The organism is Roseobacter sp. MED193 (genome assembly GCF_000152965.1).
Lineage (GTDB): Bacteria > Pseudomonadota > Alphaproteobacteria > Rhodobacterales > Rhodobacteraceae > Pseudophaeobacter.
The window spans coordinates 3,117,377-3,133,372 of sequence record NZ_CH902583.1; the positions used below are offsets into that span (position 1 = coordinate 3,117,377).

The window sequence follows — 15,996 nt, forward strand, 5'->3', positions numbered from 1 at the left end:
TTTCATGTCTCGTAAGAACTTTACTTTTACTTCGGAATCCGTTTCTGAAGGCCACCCGGACAAGGTCTGTGATCAGATTTCGGATGCTGTTCTGGATGCCTTTTTGGCCGAAGAACCAGAAGCCCGCGTAGCTGCGGAAACATTTGCAACTACCAATCGCGTCGTCATTGGCGGTGAGGTGGGGCTGTCCGATCAGGACAAGCTGCATGATTACATGGGCCGGATCGACGCGATTACTCGCGCTTGCATCAAAGAGATCGGCTATGAGCAGGACAAATTCCACCACGAGACCGTGGAAGTGACCAACTTGCTGCATGAACAGTCTGCGCATATTGCTCAGGGTGTGGATGCTTCGGCTGACAAAGACGAAGGCGCCGGCGACCAGGGTATCATGTTTGGCTATGCCACTACCGAAACCCCGCAGTTGATGCCCGCACCTATTCAATACAGCCACGCGGTTCTGCGGCGCCTCGCTGAGGTGCGTAAGAACGGCACAGAGCCTGCACTGGGGCCAGATGCCAAATCGCAGCTTTCCGTGGTTTATGAAGATGGTAAGCCCGTTCGTGTCAGCTCGCTGGTTCTCTCCACCCAGCACTTGGATGAAAATCTGAGCTCTGAAGATATCCGTGCAATTGTTGCGCCTTATTTCCACGAAGTCCTGCCTGATGGCTGGCTGACGGATGAGACCATCTGGCATGTGAATCCAACTGGCAAGTTTGTCATCGGTGGCCCGGATGGGGATGCTGGCCTGACAGGGCGCAAGATCATCGTTGACACCTACGGGGGGGCTGCCCCGCATGGTGGCGGTGCTTTCTCTGGTAAAGACCCAACCAAGGTTGACCGCTCTGCGGCCTACGCGGCACGCTATCTGGCAAAGAATGTTGTCGCCGCTGGCATGGCTGAGAAATGCACCATTCAGCTGTCTTATGCGATTGGTGTTTCTAAGCCGCTGTCGATCTATGCTGATACCCATGGCACCGGTGAAGTCGCCCCAGCGGCCATCGAAAAGGCGATCGATCAGGCCATGGATCTGACCCCTCGCGGCATTCGCCAGCACCTGGGTCTGAACAAACCGATCTATCAGCGCACCGCGGCCTATGGTCACTTTGGTCGCGAACCTGATGCCGATGGCGGCTTCAGCTGGGAACGTACCGACTTGGCCGAGGTGCTTAAAAAAGCGCTCTAAGACAAGCAACAGCTCAATGACAGGGGTCAAAGCCTTCCGTTACGGAAAGCTTTGGCCCTTTTGCCATTCTATGCCACGGTTTGCCTCTAACGAGGGAGGAATTTCCGGATGCTTATCGAAGTGGCGCTGCCATTGTCGCTGGCCTTTATCATGTTTTCATTGGGCTATGGACTGACGCCGGCTGATTTTGGCCGCGTTTTTTCCATGCCCAAAGCGGTACTGGCGGGGATCTTCCTGCAGGTCATTGCGGTGCCTGTTGTGGCTTTTCTGGCGCTCATGGTGTTTGAGCTGCCGCCCGCGCTGGCCTTTGGTGTCATGTTGTTGTCCTTTTGCCCTGGCGGGGTGACTTCAAATATTCTGACCAAATTGGTGGGCGGAACTGTTGCCTTGTCCATTACACTGACCGCCATTGTCAGCCTGCTCTCGGTGCTTACGGTGCCATTGCTGATTATCTGGGCCGCCGGTCGCTATCTGGGAGAGGCCGCACCCGAAGTGGATGTGACAAGTATTGGCATATCGATGTTTGCGATCACCGCCGTGCCGGTTGCGATTGGCCTGTTGGTGCGGTTCCTGAAGGCTGATTTTGCGATCCGGACGGAAAAGACGGTTTCCTTGATAGCGACCCTTCTGTTTGTGGTCATCGTGGCTGTGGCCCTGATCAGCAATTGGCCGCTGTTCATCGCAAGCATTGGCCAGCTCGGCCCGGTTCTCATTGGGTTGAATCTGCTGTTGTTGCTATTGGGAATGTGCAGTGCCGCTCTTTTAGGGCTGAAGGGGAGCGACGGGCTTTGCATCTCGATTGAAATGGGGGTGCAAAACGCGGCGCTTGGCATTGCGGTTGCGGGGCTCGTGGCGCAAACGGGCGGTATCCCTGAATATGCCATTCCTGCGGCGGTTTACGGGATCACCATGTACATCGTAACGATTCCAGGGATGTTTTTGCTGCGCGCCGTCTTTCCCAAGGGGTGATGCCAGGGCGAATTTACCCTTGGCCCAGAGTGCCCCCGCGAGTCATGCTAGGGGGGGTATACTACGGATTAGGTCTAGCCATGAGAATTTGCACGATGATCAGGTCTCTTGTCACCGCCAGTTTAGTACTGGGGCCGATCTCACTTTGGGCCAAAGAGCCTCTCTCGGACAAATTCGAGGTCAAGGGCTCGATCTTGATCTATGACACTGAGAAGAACAACAGCGAGATCCTGGATGATGATATTCGGGCTTTGAAATTGTCACTGAGAAAGAACCTCGAGATTAAGGAGTTACAGCTCAACAGCAGTGGCGGCAGCGTTCATGCTGGAACTGAGATGGCTGAGATTGTGATGAAATACCAGCTAGATACCTATGTTGAAGGCGAATGTACCAGCGCCTGTGTGGATATCTTTTTGGCGGGAAATCGGCGGCATATGGCGCGGGGGGCGAAAATTGGCTTTCACCAGCGCAGTTGGGCGGCCGAAGCGGTGCAGCGTTTTTATCGAAGGAACCGAGATCGCAATCGATGGGATACGCCCTTTGAGTTTGGGTCTTGGATCTATGCTGATACCCAGGCCGAAATTCACGCACATCAGCTCTACATGGTCTCGCGTGGGGTGGATCCGGCCTTTGTGGTGACGACTATGCAGGCCGGGGCGCGTGAGGTCTGGTATCCATCGCAGGAAGAACTGACTGCTTCTGGGGTGTTGCGTGACGCTGTGCCGGGCATTGTTGCGCGGCCACGGGAGGTCGATCAGATTTCGGTGGAGTTGCCGGCTGCGATACTGGAAGAGAAAAAGCAGCGTTAACCGCCCCAAGGGGGCGCTTCTCTTGACCTGCGGCGCTGCTTACGGCAGATGAGCGGCCAACTGCGCAGGGGCTTTGTTTGTAAAGGCCGCTTTGATCACTTCTGTCCAAAGTCTGCGCCTGAACAAAGAAAGTAGCCCTGCCATGGCCGAAAAGAAAACGCCCCCTGAGGCTGGTAATGACACTGGCCCTCAAAGCGGTGCGCCTGAAAACGGCGCCCATGTTAGCGGCGCGCCCTGGCGCAATTTCTATGGCCGGTTCAGCGGTAAGACCCTTAAGGACAGCCAGCGGCGCTACTTGGCCGAAGATCTCGAAGCTTTGAGCCCGGGCCCCGTCGGCTGGGACGAAAACCCGGATCGCAACCCGCTGGATCTCGACGTGTTGTTTGGCGGGCGTGAGACTTGGCTTGAGGTTGGGTTTGGCGGTGGCGAGCATCTGGTGCATCAGGCCAGCAACAATCCGGATGTTGGTATCATCGGTGCCGAACCCTTTATCAATGGGGTTGCCATGCTGCTCGGTAAAATCCGCAAGGCTGGCTGCGAGAACATCGCTGTACATCCTGGTGATGCCCGCGATCTGATGGATGTAATCCCACCGCAATCCATCGCTAAGGCCTTTTTGCTTTATCCTGATCCCTGGCCAAAGACTCGCCACCATCGCCGTCGGTTTGTCACGCAAGAACATCTTGAGCCTCTGGCGCGCTGTCTCAAACCTGGAGCTATTTTCCGGGTTGCAACAGATATTCCTGACTACGTTCGCCAGACCTTGGAAGAGGTGCCCAAGGCTGGGTTTGAATGGCTGGCCTCTGAGGCTGCGGATTGGCGTGCACCCTGGGGCGATTGGATCTCCACACGGTATGAGCAAAAAGCGCTGCGCGAAGGGCGTGCTCCAACCTATTTGACGTTCCGTCGGCTCGGATAGGCTGGCGCCAACAGGGCCGGGATCTGTGCTGGACGCTTGGATCGCAATTCGGTACCGATAGCGGAAACATATGCAGGCTGGCACCAGGCAGCCTGATACGACATAGACAAAGGAAGCCCCATGTCCGGACACGGTACCCCGATCCCGATGACCTCCCACCGTGCTGAGCCTCTAACGGGCGTCGCAGAGGTGCCAGGTGACAAGTCGATCTCGCATCGATCACTTATTCTGGGGGCTATGGCCATTGGCGAGACTAAGATCTCTGGGCTGTTGGAAGGCGACGATGTACTCGACACGGCCAAGGCAATGCAGGCCTTTGGCGCTGAGGTTGTCAACCATGGTGGCGGAAATTGGTCGGTTTACGGCGTTGGCGTCGGTGGCTTTGCGGAACCGGGTCAGGTGATAGACTGTGGGAATTCCGGCACTGGGGTGCGGCTGATCATGGGGTGCATGGCAACCTCGCCGATCACCGTTACCTTTACGGGCGATGCCAGCCTCAATGGGCGCCCCATGGCGCGTGTCACTGATCCGCTTGCGCTCTTTGGCGCCAAGGCGGTGGGTCGCAAGGGTGGCCGTCTACCAATGACCATCGTCGGCGCAGCAGAGCCAACTCCGGTACGCTATGTGGTGCCGGTGCCCTCGGCGCAGGTAAAGTCCGCAGTACTGCTGGCGGGGCTGAATGCGCCGGGAAAAACCGTGGTGATCGAAAAGGAAGCCACCCGCGACCACTCTGAACGCATGCTGGCGGGATTTGGTGCCGAGATCACCGTGGAAGACAGCGAGGAGGGCCGGGTGATTACGCTCACCGGGCGCCCTGAGCTGAAACCGCAAGAGATTGCCGTTCCACGCGATCCCTCCTCGGCGGCTTTTCCGGTCTGCGCGGCGCTGATTACACCAGGGTCGGATGTTTTGGTGCCAGGCATTGGCCTCAACCCCACCCGTGCCGGTCTGTTTTACACCCTGCAGGATATGGGCGCGGATCTGACATTCGAGAACCCACGTGAAGAGGGCGGCGAGCCGGTGGCCGATCTGCGGGCGAAGTATTCGCCCAATATGAAGGGGATCGAAGTTCCGCCGGACCGTGCGGCCTCCATGATTGATGAATACCCAGTCTTGTCGGTTGTGGCCTCCTTTGCCACTGGAAAAACCATGATGGCGGGCGTCAAAGAGCTGCGCGTTAAGGAAAGCGACCGCATTGACGCGATGGCGGGGGGGCTGCGGGCCAATGGCGTCACCGTAGATGAGGGTGAGGATTGGTGGTCTGTCGAAGGTCTCGGCCCGGATGGGGTTCCTGGCGGCGGCATCTGCGAAAGCTTCCTGGATCACCGGATCGCCATGTCCTTTATGGTCATGGGGATGGGAGCACAGCGCCCCGTTACGGTGGATGACGGCAATCCGATCACCACTTCGTTTCCGATCTTCGAGCCATTGATGACCAGCCTTGGCGCCAAACTGTCACAGGGATGATGAGCTGGCGCTCAGCATATTGGCTTTGTGTTTTGGCCGCCCTTTCTGTCTACGCGGCGATGGTGCTCTGGACCCTGCCGACCATCGCGCGCGAGGCTGGTGCCCTGCCAGCCTTTGATCTACGGCCTTTTGGCTATAGCGAAGCGGAAGCGCGTGCCTTTTTGACCGCTCTGAGTGCCGAGGGGCGGGCGCTGTACACTGGACCGCAGCGCGTTTTGGACCTGTTCTATCCAGCGCTTTTGGGCATTTCTTTGATCGGTCCGGTGTTGTGGCTGGTTCGGTCAGGATTGTGGCGCGCCGTGTTTATTGGCGTTATTCTGGCGGCAACCGCGTCGGACTACCTGGAAAACTATCTTGTGTCTGGCCTTCTCGCGGGAGATATCCAAGCGCATGCGATTTTCGCGGCCTCTCGTATGACAATGCTGAAGTCCGCTCTGGACAGCTGCGCCTTTGTGATCGTGCTGGTCTTGTCCACACGGGCAGGCCTTAAGAAGTGGAAGAAGACATGAGCCAGAGTTTCACCATTGCCATCGACGGGCCTGCGGCAGCGGGCAAGGGGACAATCTCCAAAGCGGTGGCCGCTGAATTGGGGCTGGCGCATCTGGACACTGGGCTGCTCTACCGCGCGGTTGGGGTGAAAGTGCTGGAAGGCATGCAGGCTATCACGGCGGCGCAGGACCTGACGCCAGAGGATCTGCAACGCGATGATCTGCGCGGCCCCGAGGCGGCGCAGGCGGCCTCCAAGGTGGCGGTGATTGCTGAGGTGCGTGCCGCCCTGGTCGATTTTCAACGCGCCTTTGCCCGTCGGGCTGGTGGGGCAGTTCTGGACGGGCGCGACATCGGCACGGTGATCTGCCCCTATGCCGAGGTGAAGCTCTATGTCACTGCCAGCGCCGAAGTGCGCGCGCAGCGCCGGTTCCTGGAACTCTCCGCCAAAGGCGAGGCGGAAACGCTGGAAGAGGTTCTGGCAGATGTGAGGGCCCGCGATGAGCGCGATATGAACCGGTCTGAGGCTCCGCTGAAACCGGCAGAAGACGCCGTGGTGATCGACACCAGTGATCTGGCCATTGAAGATGCAGTGAAGGCCGCTTTGCGCGAGATCGAAGTTCGACGCTAGAGTATAGCCATTTCGGATATGTCGTGGCGCAGGCTATCGGCGTTTGCGGTCATAAAGACCACCAGATCAAAGGGATCTTCTGCTTTGAGGTTAAGCCTATCCGGGCCAACATCAAGCAGGTCGCATAGCGAGAGCTGGCCTTCGTTTACGAACCCCATTTGCCAATCTGGAAAGCGACGTCGGTCTAAGGTGCCGGTATCCAGAACCTGTAGGTTGTTGTGCCGGAAATCTATGCCAATGCGAAACATGGTTGCGTTCAACGCATCAGGTGGTCCCTCGAGGTACTGTAGAAAAAAGCCCTGTTCCCGATGTAGAAACCCGGTGATTTCATTGTCAGGGTTGTGCTTTTGACAGGCCTTCAGAATCTTGTTGTGCTCTTTTGAGGAGGCTCGAATCAGCGCGGTACTCTGGTAAATGGTATATGCGAGGTGATGCATGGGGCGCTTCCTGATGGCTTAAGTCAATTTCGTCTCTCTAGTTTTAGGGAGCATATTCCGAGTTTCCTTTTGGAATACAGCCCAGGATTGCGAGTTTTGCGGAGGTTTGCAGTCGTAACGTTCTGGAAATCTCCAGGCGCGCTTTATCCGGTGGAGCAGGATCTGGAACGCACATGCAGATAATTGGCGGGTAGATATTGAACTGAACGGTTTAGTTCCGATATAAGGCCACACAAACCTTCCAATGACGGGAAAGACGATGTTTCTAGATAAGCTGAACTGGCGCTATGCCACCAAGAAGATGGACCCCAACAAGGCGGTTCCCGAAGACAAGGTGGCCAAGATTGTCGAGGCCGTGCAGATGGCACCCAGCTCCAGCGGCCTGCAGCCCTTTGAGCTCTTCGTGATCCGCAACAAGGACATCCGCGCGGCGATCCGTCCCGTGTCCTGGGACCAGGCGCAGATCACCGATGGTTCGCACCTCTTGGTCTTTGCAGCCTGGGACAATTATAGCGAAGAACGTATTGACGCGGTGGTCGAGCAGATGGCGGCCGAGCGCGGCGGCATGAATGACCTGCTCAAAGGTTACTATGACAATCTGAAAGCCATGTATTTGCCCCGCACCGCCGAGGAAAACTACGCCCACGCGGCCCGCCAGGCCTATATCGCGCTGGGCTTTGCCATGGCGGCGGCAGCCGAGCTGGAAGTGGACAGCACCCCGATGGAAGGCTTTGATCCCGCCCAGGTGGATGAGATCCTTGGCCTCAAAGAAAAGGGCCTGCGCTCTGTCTTGCTCCTGCCGCTGGGCTACCGCGCCGAGGAAGGCGATTGGCTGCTGCCAATGAAGAAGGTGCGCAAGCCGCTGACAACCCTGGTCACCGAACTCGACTAATGTTGAGTTGAGGCCACCTGTGAAGGTGGCCTCACTCATCAGAATTACCTAACAGAAATAGACCCCGTTCGCACTGGGCTTATCCGGCCAGTTCGGGCAGAAGTCGCTTAGGTAAATAGGATAGGGTTCATAAGCTCTAACCTGTTCAGTCAATGTCTGACGATGGGCGTTGGCTTCTGCCAAAGTGTCAAAAAGAAGAGCTGTCCGATATCGGGATCTGTTTTCTATAACGATGACATTGTCGTCGTCGATGACTTGGGATTTGTGATACTGTGCTGCTTCTAGAGTTCTGTCAGAACCTAGCATTAGCAACACAGAATCTGAGGAAGCAGCGGCTTGTGTTTGTGTGCTCGTACTGGGGGCATATCGTTCAACAAGCAGATCGATATTGCCGTATGTCTCCTTGCGCAGGACCCCAGCCTCGACCCAAAATCGCAAAGCATTGGCTGTCTGGTTGAGGTCGTTTTGAACAAAAGCTTGCTGCGCAAACTCGGCCTCTGCCCTCTCGCGCTCCAAATCGATGAGATTTTTAGCTTTTAGTCCCTCAAGATCCCTCTGCGCAGTAGATTTGCGATCTTCTAAGTTCATGCGGGCAGTGGCTTCCATACTCGAAACATAGATGCTCGCTCCAACGCTGATCACCCCGCTCACGATAACGACATAGACCGGGGTAAGAAAGGAACGGAGGTTGTGCCTTCGTTCGGCCACAAGCGTTTTGTTTTGAAGCTCCAGAGCATTGGCTTCGATCATCACCTTCGTCTGTTCTGGTTCCTCTTTCAGTGCATCGCGAATCTCTCTTTCTGTAAAAATCATGCTGTTCACCCAAATAAATCAATCAAAAGGCGAAAATACCTTCCGGTAATCGCCTTATTGTGCCTTCGGGGGGGGGGGGGGATTCGGTAAATGCATATTGCGCAATCAAGCGTAAGAACTTCGCAAAACCCTCAATACTCGGTCGGTTGGCTGTTTGAGGAGCCGCCCTAAGGGGCTTTGGGCTTGATTGCAGAGGGTATTGCCCGTATAAGCCGCGCTGTCAGTATAGGGGCGGCTAACGCTCGAATGGCAATCTGAGCAGGGTCGGGGCAAGTTCCGGCCCTTTGTGTTTGTTTGTTTCAGATGTCTTTGTGCCACGCCCCATGCGACCAAACCCCAAGACCGGCGGAGACAACCGCACGGCCAGAAAACTTTGTAAAGGAAACCTGAGACCTCATGGCTCAAAACGTATCTATGGAGGACTTCGAAGCCCTTCTGAATGAAAGCTTCGAAATGGACACCCCAAATGAGGGTTCCGTTGTTAAAGGCAAGGTTATCGCGATCGAAGCGGGCCAGGCCCTGATCGATGTAGGCTACAAGATGGAAGGCCGCGTTGACCTTAAAGAATTCGCAAACCCTGGCGAAGCTCCTGAAATCGCAGTCGGCGATGAAGTAGAAGTCTTCCTGCGTTCCGCTGAGAACGCCCGTGGCGAAGCTGTTATCTCTCGTGAGATGGCGCGCCGCGAAGAAGCCTGGGACCGTCTGGAAAAAGCCTATGCCGACGACGAACGCGTCGAAGGTGCGATCTTTGGTCGTGTCAAAGGTGGCTTCACAGTCGATCTGGGTGGCGCAGTGGCCTTCCTGCCAGGTTCGCAAGTTGACGTCCGCCCCGTGCGCGACGCTGGCCCTCTGATGGGTCTGAAGCAGCCCTTCCAGATCCTGAAAATGGATCGCCGCCGTGGCAATATCGTTGTATCGCGTCGTGCGATCCTCGAAGAGTCCCGCGCCGAGCAGCGCGCTGAAGTTATCGGCAAACTGTCCGAGGGTGATTCTGTTGACGGTGTCGTCAAGAACATCACCGAATACGGTGCATTCGTTGACCTGGGCGGCGTAGACGGCCTGCTGCACGTCACCGACATGGCATGGCGTCGTGTGAACCACCCCTCCGAAATCCTGGCGATCGGCGAAACCGTCAAGGTTCAGGTCATCAAGATCAACAAAGATACCCACCGTATCTCCCTGGGCATGAAGCAGCTGCAGGAAGATCCATGGGATCTGGTTGGCGCCAAGTACCCACTCTCCTCGGTCCACAAAGGCCGTGTGACCAACATCACCGATTACGGTGCATTTGTTGAGCTGGAGCCCGGTGTTGAAGGTCTGGTCCACGTTTCTGAAATGTCCTGGACCAAGAAGAACGTGCACCCCGGCAAGATCGTCTCTACTTCGCAGGAAGTTGACGTCATGGTTCTGGAAATCGACGGTTCCAAGCGTCGCGTGTCCCTGGGTCTGAAGCAGACTCAGCGTAACCCATGGGAAGTGTTCTCCGAGAGCAACCCCGAGGGCACCGAGGTCGAAGGCGAAGTCAAGAACATCACCGAATTCGGTCTGTTCATCGGCCTCGAAGGCGACATCGACGGCATGGTTCACCTGTCAGACCTGTCTTGGGACGAGCGCGGCGAAGATGCGATCCAGAACTACCGCAAAGGCGACATGGTTTCGGCCGTTGTCTCCGAAGTGGACGTTGAAAAAGAGCGTATCTCCCTGTCGATCAAAGCCCTGGGCGGCGACAAGTTCGCAGAAGCCGTTGGCGGCGTGAAGCGTGGCTCCATTGTCACCGTGAACGTCACTGCCATCGAAGAAGGCGGCATCGAGGTCGAATACGAAGGCATGAAGAGCTTCATCCGTCGTTCCGACCTGTCCCGTGACCGTGCCGAGCAGCGCCCTGAGCGTTTCAATGTTGGCGACAAGGTTGATGTTCGCGTCACCAATGTCGACAGCAAGACCCGTCGTCTGGGCCTGTCGATCAAAGCACGTGAGATCGCGGAAGAAAAAGAAGCAGTTGAACAGTATGGCTCCTCGGATTCCGGCGCAAGCTTGGGCGATATCCTGGGCGCAGCACTGAACAACGACTAAGTTCTGGCCTGGTTATCAGGTTGAAAAATCCAAAAACGGCCTCACCTTTTGGTGGGGCCGTTTGCTTTTGGGCGGATTTCCACCACTCCAAATTTAGGTGCAGGGCAGGGGCTAAGGGGCGTTGGCCCTGCTGCATTTTCCAGGCTGACTAATGTTCCACCAGGAAGACCTGCTGCGATAACCAATTGCGAATCAATTACTTCTGGGACCACGGGTGCGAGGGCTTCTCAAACAAAAGCTGCCCCTCTTTATGTGCTTTTCGGCAGAGAAACCGACAATTTTTGGTCGTTTGACGAATTTTGCAGGGCAAAATTCAGTTGCAAGGCCTCTGTTTTGGTTCCTAGGGCGGGCTTTTGGACCTATAGTTGTCGTTAGCCGACAAAGGCTTGCGTACATCTGGGAGGGCAGGAAGTATGATCCGTTCTGAATTGATTCAGAAGATTGCAGACGAAAACCCGCACCTGTATCAGCGGGATGTCGAAAGGATCGTGAATACGGTTTTTGAGGAAGTGACTGATGCAATGTCTCGGGGTGACCGGGTTGAATTGCGCGGGTTTGGTGCTTTCTCTGTAAAGCAACGGGACTCGCGGGTTGGCCGCAATCCCCGAACCGGTGAAACTGTCCAAGTTGAAGAAAAACATGTTCCGTTCTTCAAGACCGGTAAGCTCTTGAGGGATCGCCTGAACGGAAAGGCCTAAATGCGTTATATTCGCTACGCTGTCCTGGGAACTCTAGGACTTTTGCTGGTTTCGGTTTGTGTGGCAAACCGTTCGATCGTTTCCCTGAAGCTATTGCCTGATGCAGTTGCTGAATTTGTCGGGATAAATCCATCGATCTCATTGCCCCTCTTCATCGTGGTTCTGGGGGGGCTGGGCGCGGGTCTGGCCGTCGGGTTTGTGTGGGAGTGGCTACGTGAGCACAAGCATCGCCGCGCTGCCAGCACGCAAACACGCGAGGTCAAGAAGCTTGCGCGCGAAGTGAAGAAGCTGAAGCAGCAAAAGCATGAAGGTAAAGACGAGGTTCTTGCCCTTCTGGAAGAGGCTAGCTGAGTAAGGCGAATGACAGCGATACGGGTAAAGATCTGCGGACTGAAAACCCCGCAGGATGTCTCTGCGGCTGCCGCCGCGGGTGCCGCCTACGTCGGCTTTGTGTTCTTTCCAAAATCCCCGCGCAACGTCTCTATTGAGCAGGCTGTAAACCTGGCGCTGGAGGCGCCGGTTGGCCTGTGTAAGGTCGCGTTGACGGTGAATGCCGATGATGCCCTGCTGGACGCGCTCACCGATGCCGTGCCGCTGGACATGCTGCAGTTGCATGGCAGCGAGAGCGCTGAACGAGTCGCGCAGGTGAAAGCGCGCTATGGCTTACCGGTAATGAAGGCCATCGGTGTTGCTGGGGCTGAGGATTTGCCACAAATCGATCTCTACTCCCAGGTTGCTGACCAGCTGTTGATTGATGCCAAGCCGCCCAAGAATGCCGATCTGCCAGGTGGCAATGGGCTGGCCTTTGATTGGCGGCTGTTGGCAGGGCGCAAATATTGGCAGCGGCCCTGGATGCTGGCGGGCGGGCTCACCCCCGATAATGTGGCCGAGGCTGTGCGTATGACCGGGGCGCGCCAGGTCGATGTCTCATCAGGTGTTGAGACCGCGCCTGGGCAAAAAGACGCAGCATTGATAGCCCAGTTCAATGCTGCGGCCCGCTCTGCTGCCTGACGGGCTTTTGCCTGGCTTTATACCGGATCAGTAAATCTAAGGTCAGGCAGACAGAATCCTGCCCTGCCTCTCTTTACCCGCTGCCCCGTGCGCGCTAGTCATATCGAGCGCTGGAACCAGCGTCGCGACAAGGGGAAGAACCATGGCAAACGATCTCTTCAACAGCTTTATGAATGGACCTGACGAAAAGGGCCGCTTTGGCATCTTTGGCGGACGATTTGTTTCGGAAACCTTGATGCCGCTGATCCTCAGCTTGGAGGAGGAATATGAGCGCGCCAAGGATGATCCCAGCTTTTGGGCAGAGATGGATAGCCTGTGGAAGCACTATGTTGGCCGTCCCAGCCCGCTGTATTTTGCTGAGCGCCTGACAGAGCACTTGGGCGGTGCCAAGGTCTATATGAAGCGCGACGAGCTGAACCACACCGGCGCACACAAGGTGAACAATGTCTTGGGGCAGATCCTGCTGGCACGGCGCATGGGCAAGAGCCGCATCATTGCCGAAACCGGCGCTGGTCAGCACGGGGTTGCAACGGCAACAGTCTGCGCCAAGTTCGGCCTTAAATGTGTGGTTTACATGGGCGCTCATGATGTAAAGCGCCAGGCACCAAATGTATTCCGCATGCGCCTGCTGGGCGCCGAAGTGATCCCAGTAACCTCTGGCCGTGGAACTCTGAAAGACGCCATGAACGACGCCCTGCGAGACTGGGTGACCAACGTCAACGATACATTCTATTGTATCGGAACAGCAGCTGGCCCACATCCCTACCCGGCGCTGGTACGTGATTTCCAGTCGATCATCGGCAAAGAGGTTCGCTGGCAGCTGGCGGAGCAGGAGGGCGAGGGCCGTCTTCCAGATACGCTGATTGCTGCCATCGGTGGTGGCTCCAATGCTATTGGCTTGTTCCACCCTTTCTTGGATGACAAATCCGTCAATATCATCGGCGTCGAGGCCGGTGGGAAAGGTGTTGACGACCGGATGCAGCACTGTGCCTCGCTTACCGGTGGTCGCCCAGGTGTGTTGCATGGCAACCGTACCTATCTGCTGCAAGACGAAGACGGCCAGATCCAGGAGGGTTTTTCGATCTCTGCCGGTTTGGATTATCCTGGTATCGGGCCTGAACATTCCTGGCTGCACGACACTGGGCGTGCTAAATACGTATCGATCACTGACAAGGAGGCGCTGGAGGCCTTCCAACTTTCCTGCGCCATGGAAGGGATCATCCCTGCACTTGAGCCGAGCCACGCCCTGGCCCATGTCATGAAAATCGCACCTGATCTGCCCGCAGACCATATTATCGTGATGAACATGTGCGGACGCGGAGACAAGGACGTCTTTACCGTCGCAAAGCATTTGGGCTTTGACATGTCCGACACCGAAGAAGGCCGTACCTTCGAGGAGTAAATCCTCGGCGCGAGGCACTGCGCAGACACTTAAAGATTTTGGCCGATCCAGGGTAGCCGGGTCGGCCCTTTTTATTTGCGGGCCTGATCAGGCTTCGTGCAGGACCGTTTCAAAGCCTTCGAACTGCGGGTGACCCATGATTGGGCTCTCGCCTTCGCGCTTGCCTGCATTGCGGTGCGAGGCGCGGAACTGTTCCGATTTGGTCCAAGCGTCAAAATCTGCGTGACTATCCCAAACTACATGGCTGGAGTAGAGGCTGAATTCTTCGGTTTGCGGGCCTTTAAGCAGGCGGAATTCGCGAAACCCTGGGAGCTCGCTCAAGTGAGATTCGCGATTTCTCCATATACTTTCAAAGTCGTCTTCACGCCCGGGTCGAATTTTGAAGCGGTTCATAGCGATGTAGCTCATGCCAGTGTCCTGATCTGATGGAAAAACAGGCTGGCGTTCAACGCCCGAGGGGACGGCATCTGCTGGCTACCACAGTGCCATAGCTGAGAAACCGGGCGCTGGTCAATTGCTCAGGTGTGGCAAGCGCATGAATGTCGCCAGAGATCCTGGCTGCTTTAGATCTGGCTGTTTGAATCGTCGGCACTGTGGGCTTGCAGCAAGGGGAATGGCACGATTTCAACGGCCCGGGCATGGGTCGCGTTTAGACACACAAGCGGCGCGCAGCCCTCATCTGAGGCTTGTAGAAAGCGGCTGGCGCAGAGGCACCATCGGTCACCAGGCTTTAGACCACCAAAGCCAAATTCCGGGCGCGGCGTTGACAGATCGTTGCCGACATATTTTGAATAAGCGAGAAATTCAGCTGTCATCACTGCACAGACAGTATGGCTGCCTTGATCCTCAGCGCAGGTGTTACAATGGCCATCGCGAAAGAAGCCAGTGAGGGGATGATTTGAGCAGGGCGCAAGCGCCCCGCCCAATACGTTTATGCTTTGGTCCTGTTTCATACAGGGCAGTCTACAGCATTTGGGCCAGCTTTCGGAACATTTCGATATTGATCTCGTTTACCCCCTTTTCCCGGAACCTGCGATCTGCAGCGGTGCTGACAATCACAACATCACGGGCCTGGTCGATATAAATGTATTGGCCATAGACGCCCCGCGCCATGAATTCACCGGTCTCGGCGCCAACCGGAATCCACCACTGATAGCCATATCCGATCTTTCCGGGCTTGGTCGGGGCCGAGGGCGTGGTGGAGGCGGCGATCCAATCGGCCGGAACCACTTGCTGGCTGTTGTAGAGCCCATCCTGTTCGATCATCAGGCCAAAGCGGGCATAGTCGCGGGTGGTGATGTTCAATCCGCCCAGCACAAAGGCCACCCCCTCCCCGTCAGTGACATAGTAGAGATCCTGCTCCAGCCCCAAGGGCGCGATAATCCGGTCCTGCAACAGTCTGGCGATGCTTTGGCCCGTGGCCCCGCGGATGACCATGCCAATGACATGAGTATCAATCGAAACATATTGCCATCGCGCGCCTGGGCTGGCGAAGGTCTCGCTCAGATCGGTGGTGAATTGATCCAGGGTGCCGCCCAGAGCGATTTCGCGGCCCATACGGTTTATGTCGGAGTCATAATCCAGATAGTCTTCGTCAAAGGTGACGCCACTAGCCATGTTCAGCACATTGCGGATCGAGGCACCATCATAGGCGCTGCCTTTCAGCTCAGGGGCATATTTGGTTACAGGATCTTCGATTGAAGCTATGGCACCTTCCTCCAGCAGCACCCCAAAGAGCGCTGACAGGTAGCTTTTGGCCACTGACCAGGAGATCCGGCGATCCTCGGCGGAGGTGCCCAGATGATAGCTTTCATGCCGGATTTCGCCGTTTTTCATAACCAAAAGAGAGGTGACCGCCCGGTCTTTGATCCAGGCCTCGGTTTCCAGCGGGAGTGTCATTTTGCTCCCTGTCGGGAGGGCGCTGACAGGCCCGCTGCCCCGTGCCACCGGGGTTGTCAGAAAAGCCGCATCCATATTGGAAAAATTGCTGACGATCTTGTCAGCTGTGAACAGCGAATTCACCGCCCAGAGCCGCTGGATTTCTTCGCGTTTCCAAATCCCGAAGCCCGCCAGAATGATAGCAAAAACCACCATCGCTCGCAGTAGTCGTTTGAAATGGTCCTTCATGTCCATTGCCTCCCTCGTTTTCTAGTCATAAACCGAGAAGGGCAGGGGACAAAGAAGGACGCGGCGGAAGCCTCGG

At 56.3% G+C, this 15,996-nt stretch carries 18 protein-coding genes; 13 read left to right on the plus strand and 5 right to left on the minus strand.

The window, feature by feature from the left end:
• Nucleotides 1–4 precede the first annotated feature (4 nt).
• From metK to MED193_RS17430, 7 genes are all read left to right on the plus strand, one after another.
• Nucleotides 5–1,186 carry a methionine adenosyltransferase gene (gene metK, locus MED193_RS17400; protein WP_009811070.1) on the plus strand — a complete coding sequence of 394 codons (1,182 nt, stop codon included), beginning with the start codon at nucleotides 5–7 and terminating at the stop codon, nucleotides 1,184–1,186.
• A gap of 108 nt (nucleotides 1,187–1,294) precedes the next feature.
• The gene (locus MED193_RS17405; protein ID WP_009811071.1) at nucleotides 1,295–2,155 is read left to right on the plus strand and encodes a bile acid:sodium symporter family protein; all 861 of its coding nucleotides are present in this window, start codon (nucleotides 1,295–1,297) and stop codon (nucleotides 2,153–2,155) included.
• A 95-nt stretch (nucleotides 2,156–2,250) separates the two neighbouring features.
• Nucleotides 2,251–2,964, plus strand: a complete 714-nt coding sequence (locus tag MED193_RS17410) for an ATP-dependent Clp protease proteolytic subunit (RefSeq protein ID WP_009811072.1) — start codon at nucleotides 2,251–2,253, stop codon at nucleotides 2,962–2,964.
• A 142-nt stretch (nucleotides 2,965–3,106) separates the two neighbouring features.
• Nucleotides 3,107–3,883 (plus strand): tRNA (guanosine(46)-N(7))-methyltransferase TrmB, encoded by a 777-nt coding sequence (locus MED193_RS17415; protein WP_039966997.1) that lies wholly within the window; start codon nucleotides 3,107–3,109, stop codon nucleotides 3,881–3,883.
• A gap of 120 nt (nucleotides 3,884–4,003) precedes the next feature.
• Nucleotides 4,004–5,350, plus strand: coding sequence for a 3-phosphoshikimate 1-carboxyvinyltransferase (gene aroA, locus MED193_RS17420; protein ID WP_039966345.1), 1,347 nt, complete (start codon nucleotides 4,004–4,006; stop codon nucleotides 5,348–5,350).
• Between the two features lie 32 nt (nucleotides 5,351–5,382).
• Complete coding sequence (locus MED193_RS17425) at nucleotides 5,383–5,859, plus strand: hypothetical protein (protein WP_157041401.1); 477 nt, start codon at nucleotides 5,383–5,385, stop codon at nucleotides 5,857–5,859.
• Nucleotides 5,856–6,467 carry a d(CMP) kinase gene (locus MED193_RS17430; protein ID WP_009811076.1) on the plus strand — a complete coding sequence of 204 codons (612 nt, stop codon included), beginning with the start codon at nucleotides 5,856–5,858 and terminating at the stop codon, nucleotides 6,465–6,467. The genes MED193_RS17425 and MED193_RS17430 overlap by 4 nt, the downstream gene beginning before the upstream one ends.
• Here MED193_RS17430 and MED193_RS17435 read toward each other — a convergent pair.
• On the minus strand, nucleotides 6,464–6,904 hold the full coding sequence (locus MED193_RS17435) for a BLUF domain-containing protein (protein ID WP_009811077.1): 441 nt from the start codon (nucleotides 6,902–6,904) through the stop codon (nucleotides 6,464–6,466). The two genes, MED193_RS17430 and MED193_RS17435, sit on opposite strands and share 4 nt — an antisense overlap.
• A gap of 259 nt (nucleotides 6,905–7,163) precedes the next feature.
• On the opposite strand from MED193_RS17435, the gene MED193_RS17440 reads away from it, so the two are divergent.
• Entirely contained in the window at nucleotides 7,164–7,796 is a 633-nt protein-coding gene (locus MED193_RS17440; protein ID WP_009811078.1) for an NAD(P)H-dependent oxidoreductase, read from the plus strand.
• 48 nt (nucleotides 7,797–7,844) lie between these two features.
• On the opposite strand, the gene MED193_RS17445 is transcribed toward MED193_RS17440, so the two are convergent.
• On the minus strand, nucleotides 7,845–8,609 hold the full coding sequence (locus tag MED193_RS17445) for a hypothetical protein (protein WP_009811079.1): 765 nt from the start codon (nucleotides 8,607–8,609) through the stop codon (nucleotides 7,845–7,847).
• A gap of 396 nt (nucleotides 8,610–9,005) precedes the next feature.
• Here MED193_RS17445 and rpsA point away from each other — a divergent pair, with 396 nt between their 5' ends.
• From rpsA to trpB, 5 genes are all read left to right on the plus strand, one after another.
• Nucleotides 9,006–10,682, plus strand: coding sequence for a 30S ribosomal protein S1 (gene rpsA / locus MED193_RS17450; protein WP_039966346.1), 1,677 nt, complete (start codon nucleotides 9,006–9,008; stop codon nucleotides 10,680–10,682).
• Nucleotides 10,683–11,095: 413 nt separating this feature from the next.
• The gene (gene ihfB / locus MED193_RS17455) at nucleotides 11,096–11,380 is read left to right on the plus strand and encodes an integration host factor subunit beta (RefSeq protein WP_009811081.1); all 285 of its coding nucleotides are present in this window, start codon (nucleotides 11,096–11,098) and stop codon (nucleotides 11,378–11,380) included.
• Nucleotides 11,381–11,731 carry a lipopolysaccharide assembly protein LapA domain-containing protein gene (locus MED193_RS17460; protein WP_009811082.1) on the plus strand — a complete coding sequence of 117 codons (351 nt, stop codon included), beginning with the start codon at nucleotides 11,381–11,383 and terminating at the stop codon, nucleotides 11,729–11,731.
• Between the two features lie 9 nt (nucleotides 11,732–11,740).
• Nucleotides 11,741–12,391 (plus strand): phosphoribosylanthranilate isomerase, encoded by a 651-nt coding sequence (locus tag MED193_RS17465; RefSeq protein WP_009811083.1) that lies wholly within the window; start codon nucleotides 11,741–11,743, stop codon nucleotides 12,389–12,391.
• Between the two features lie 142 nt (nucleotides 12,392–12,533).
• Complete coding sequence (trpB, locus tag MED193_RS17470) at nucleotides 12,534–13,793, plus strand: tryptophan synthase subunit beta (RefSeq protein WP_009811085.1); 1,260 nt, start codon at nucleotides 12,534–12,536, stop codon at nucleotides 13,791–13,793.
• Between the two features lie 87 nt (nucleotides 13,794–13,880).
• On the opposite strand, the gene MED193_RS17475 is transcribed toward trpB, so the two are convergent.
• The 3 genes from MED193_RS17475 to MED193_RS17485 form a co-directional block, all read right to left on the minus strand.
• The gene (locus MED193_RS17475) at nucleotides 13,881–14,201 is read right to left on the minus strand and encodes an antibiotic biosynthesis monooxygenase (protein ID WP_009811086.1); all 321 of its coding nucleotides are present in this window, start codon (nucleotides 14,199–14,201) and stop codon (nucleotides 13,881–13,883) included.
• Between the two features lie 155 nt (nucleotides 14,202–14,356).
• Nucleotides 14,357–14,746 carry a DUF2237 family protein gene (locus MED193_RS17480; RefSeq protein WP_009811087.1) on the minus strand — a complete coding sequence of 130 codons (390 nt, stop codon included), beginning with the start codon at nucleotides 14,744–14,746 and terminating at the stop codon, nucleotides 14,357–14,359.
• A gap of 10 nt (nucleotides 14,747–14,756) precedes the next feature.
• Nucleotides 14,757–15,920, minus strand: a complete 1,164-nt coding sequence (locus tag MED193_RS17485; protein WP_039966347.1) for a serine hydrolase — start codon at nucleotides 15,918–15,920, stop codon at nucleotides 14,757–14,759.
• Nucleotides 15,921–15,996: the final 76 nt, after the last annotated feature.

What these genes read in the sequence shown, in the direction of transcription:
- aroA (WP_039966345.1), top strand. Translation starts at nt 4,004, where the DNA reads ATGTCCGGACACGGTACCCCGATCCCGATGACCTCCCACCGTGCTGAG.
- MED193_RS17445 (WP_009811079.1), bottom strand. Translation starts at nt 8,609, where the DNA reads ATGATTTTTACAGAAAGAGAGATTCGCGATGCACTGAAAGAGGAACCA.
- rpsA (WP_039966346.1), top strand. Translation starts at nt 9,006, where the DNA reads ATGGCTCAAAACGTATCTATGGAGGACTTCGAAGCCCTTCTGAATGAA.
- MED193_RS17415 (WP_039966997.1), top strand. Translation starts at nt 3,107, where the DNA reads ATGGCCGAAAAGAAAACGCCCCCTGAGGCTGGTAATGACACTGGCCCT.
- MED193_RS17480 (WP_009811087.1), bottom strand. Translation starts at nt 14,746, where the DNA reads ATGAAACAGGACCAAAGCATAAACGTATTGGGCGGGGCGCTTGCGCCC.
- MED193_RS17460 (WP_009811082.1), top strand. Translation starts at nt 11,381, where the DNA reads ATGCGTTATATTCGCTACGCTGTCCTGGGAACTCTAGGACTTTTGCTG.
- MED193_RS17440 (WP_009811078.1), top strand. Translation starts at nt 7,164, where the DNA reads ATGTTTCTAGATAAGCTGAACTGGCGCTATGCCACCAAGAAGATGGAC.
- MED193_RS17475 (WP_009811086.1), bottom strand. Translation starts at nt 14,201, where the DNA reads ATGAGCTACATCGCTATGAACCGCTTCAAAATTCGACCCGGGCGTGAA.
- MED193_RS17410 (WP_009811072.1), top strand. Translation starts at nt 2,251, where the DNA reads ATGATCAGGTCTCTTGTCACCGCCAGTTTAGTACTGGGGCCGATCTCA.
- metK (WP_009811070.1), top strand. Translation starts at nt 5, where the DNA reads ATGTCTCGTAAGAACTTTACTTTTACTTCGGAATCCGTTTCTGAAGGC.
- MED193_RS17430 (WP_009811076.1), top strand. Translation starts at nt 5,856, where the DNA reads ATGAGCCAGAGTTTCACCATTGCCATCGACGGGCCTGCGGCAGCGGGC.
- MED193_RS17465 (WP_009811083.1), top strand. Translation starts at nt 11,741, where the DNA reads ATGACAGCGATACGGGTAAAGATCTGCGGACTGAAAACCCCGCAGGAT.
- trpB (WP_009811085.1), top strand. Translation starts at nt 12,534, where the DNA reads ATGGCAAACGATCTCTTCAACAGCTTTATGAATGGACCTGACGAAAAG.
- ihfB (WP_009811081.1), top strand. Translation starts at nt 11,096, where the DNA reads ATGATCCGTTCTGAATTGATTCAGAAGATTGCAGACGAAAACCCGCAC.
- MED193_RS17485 (WP_039966347.1), bottom strand. Translation starts at nt 15,920, where the DNA reads ATGAAGGACCATTTCAAACGACTACTGCGAGCGATGGTGGTTTTTGCT.
- MED193_RS17405 (WP_009811071.1), top strand. Translation starts at nt 1,295, where the DNA reads ATGCTTATCGAAGTGGCGCTGCCATTGTCGCTGGCCTTTATCATGTTT.
- MED193_RS17435 (WP_009811077.1), bottom strand. Translation starts at nt 6,904, where the DNA reads ATGCATCACCTCGCATATACCATTTACCAGAGTACCGCGCTGATTCGA.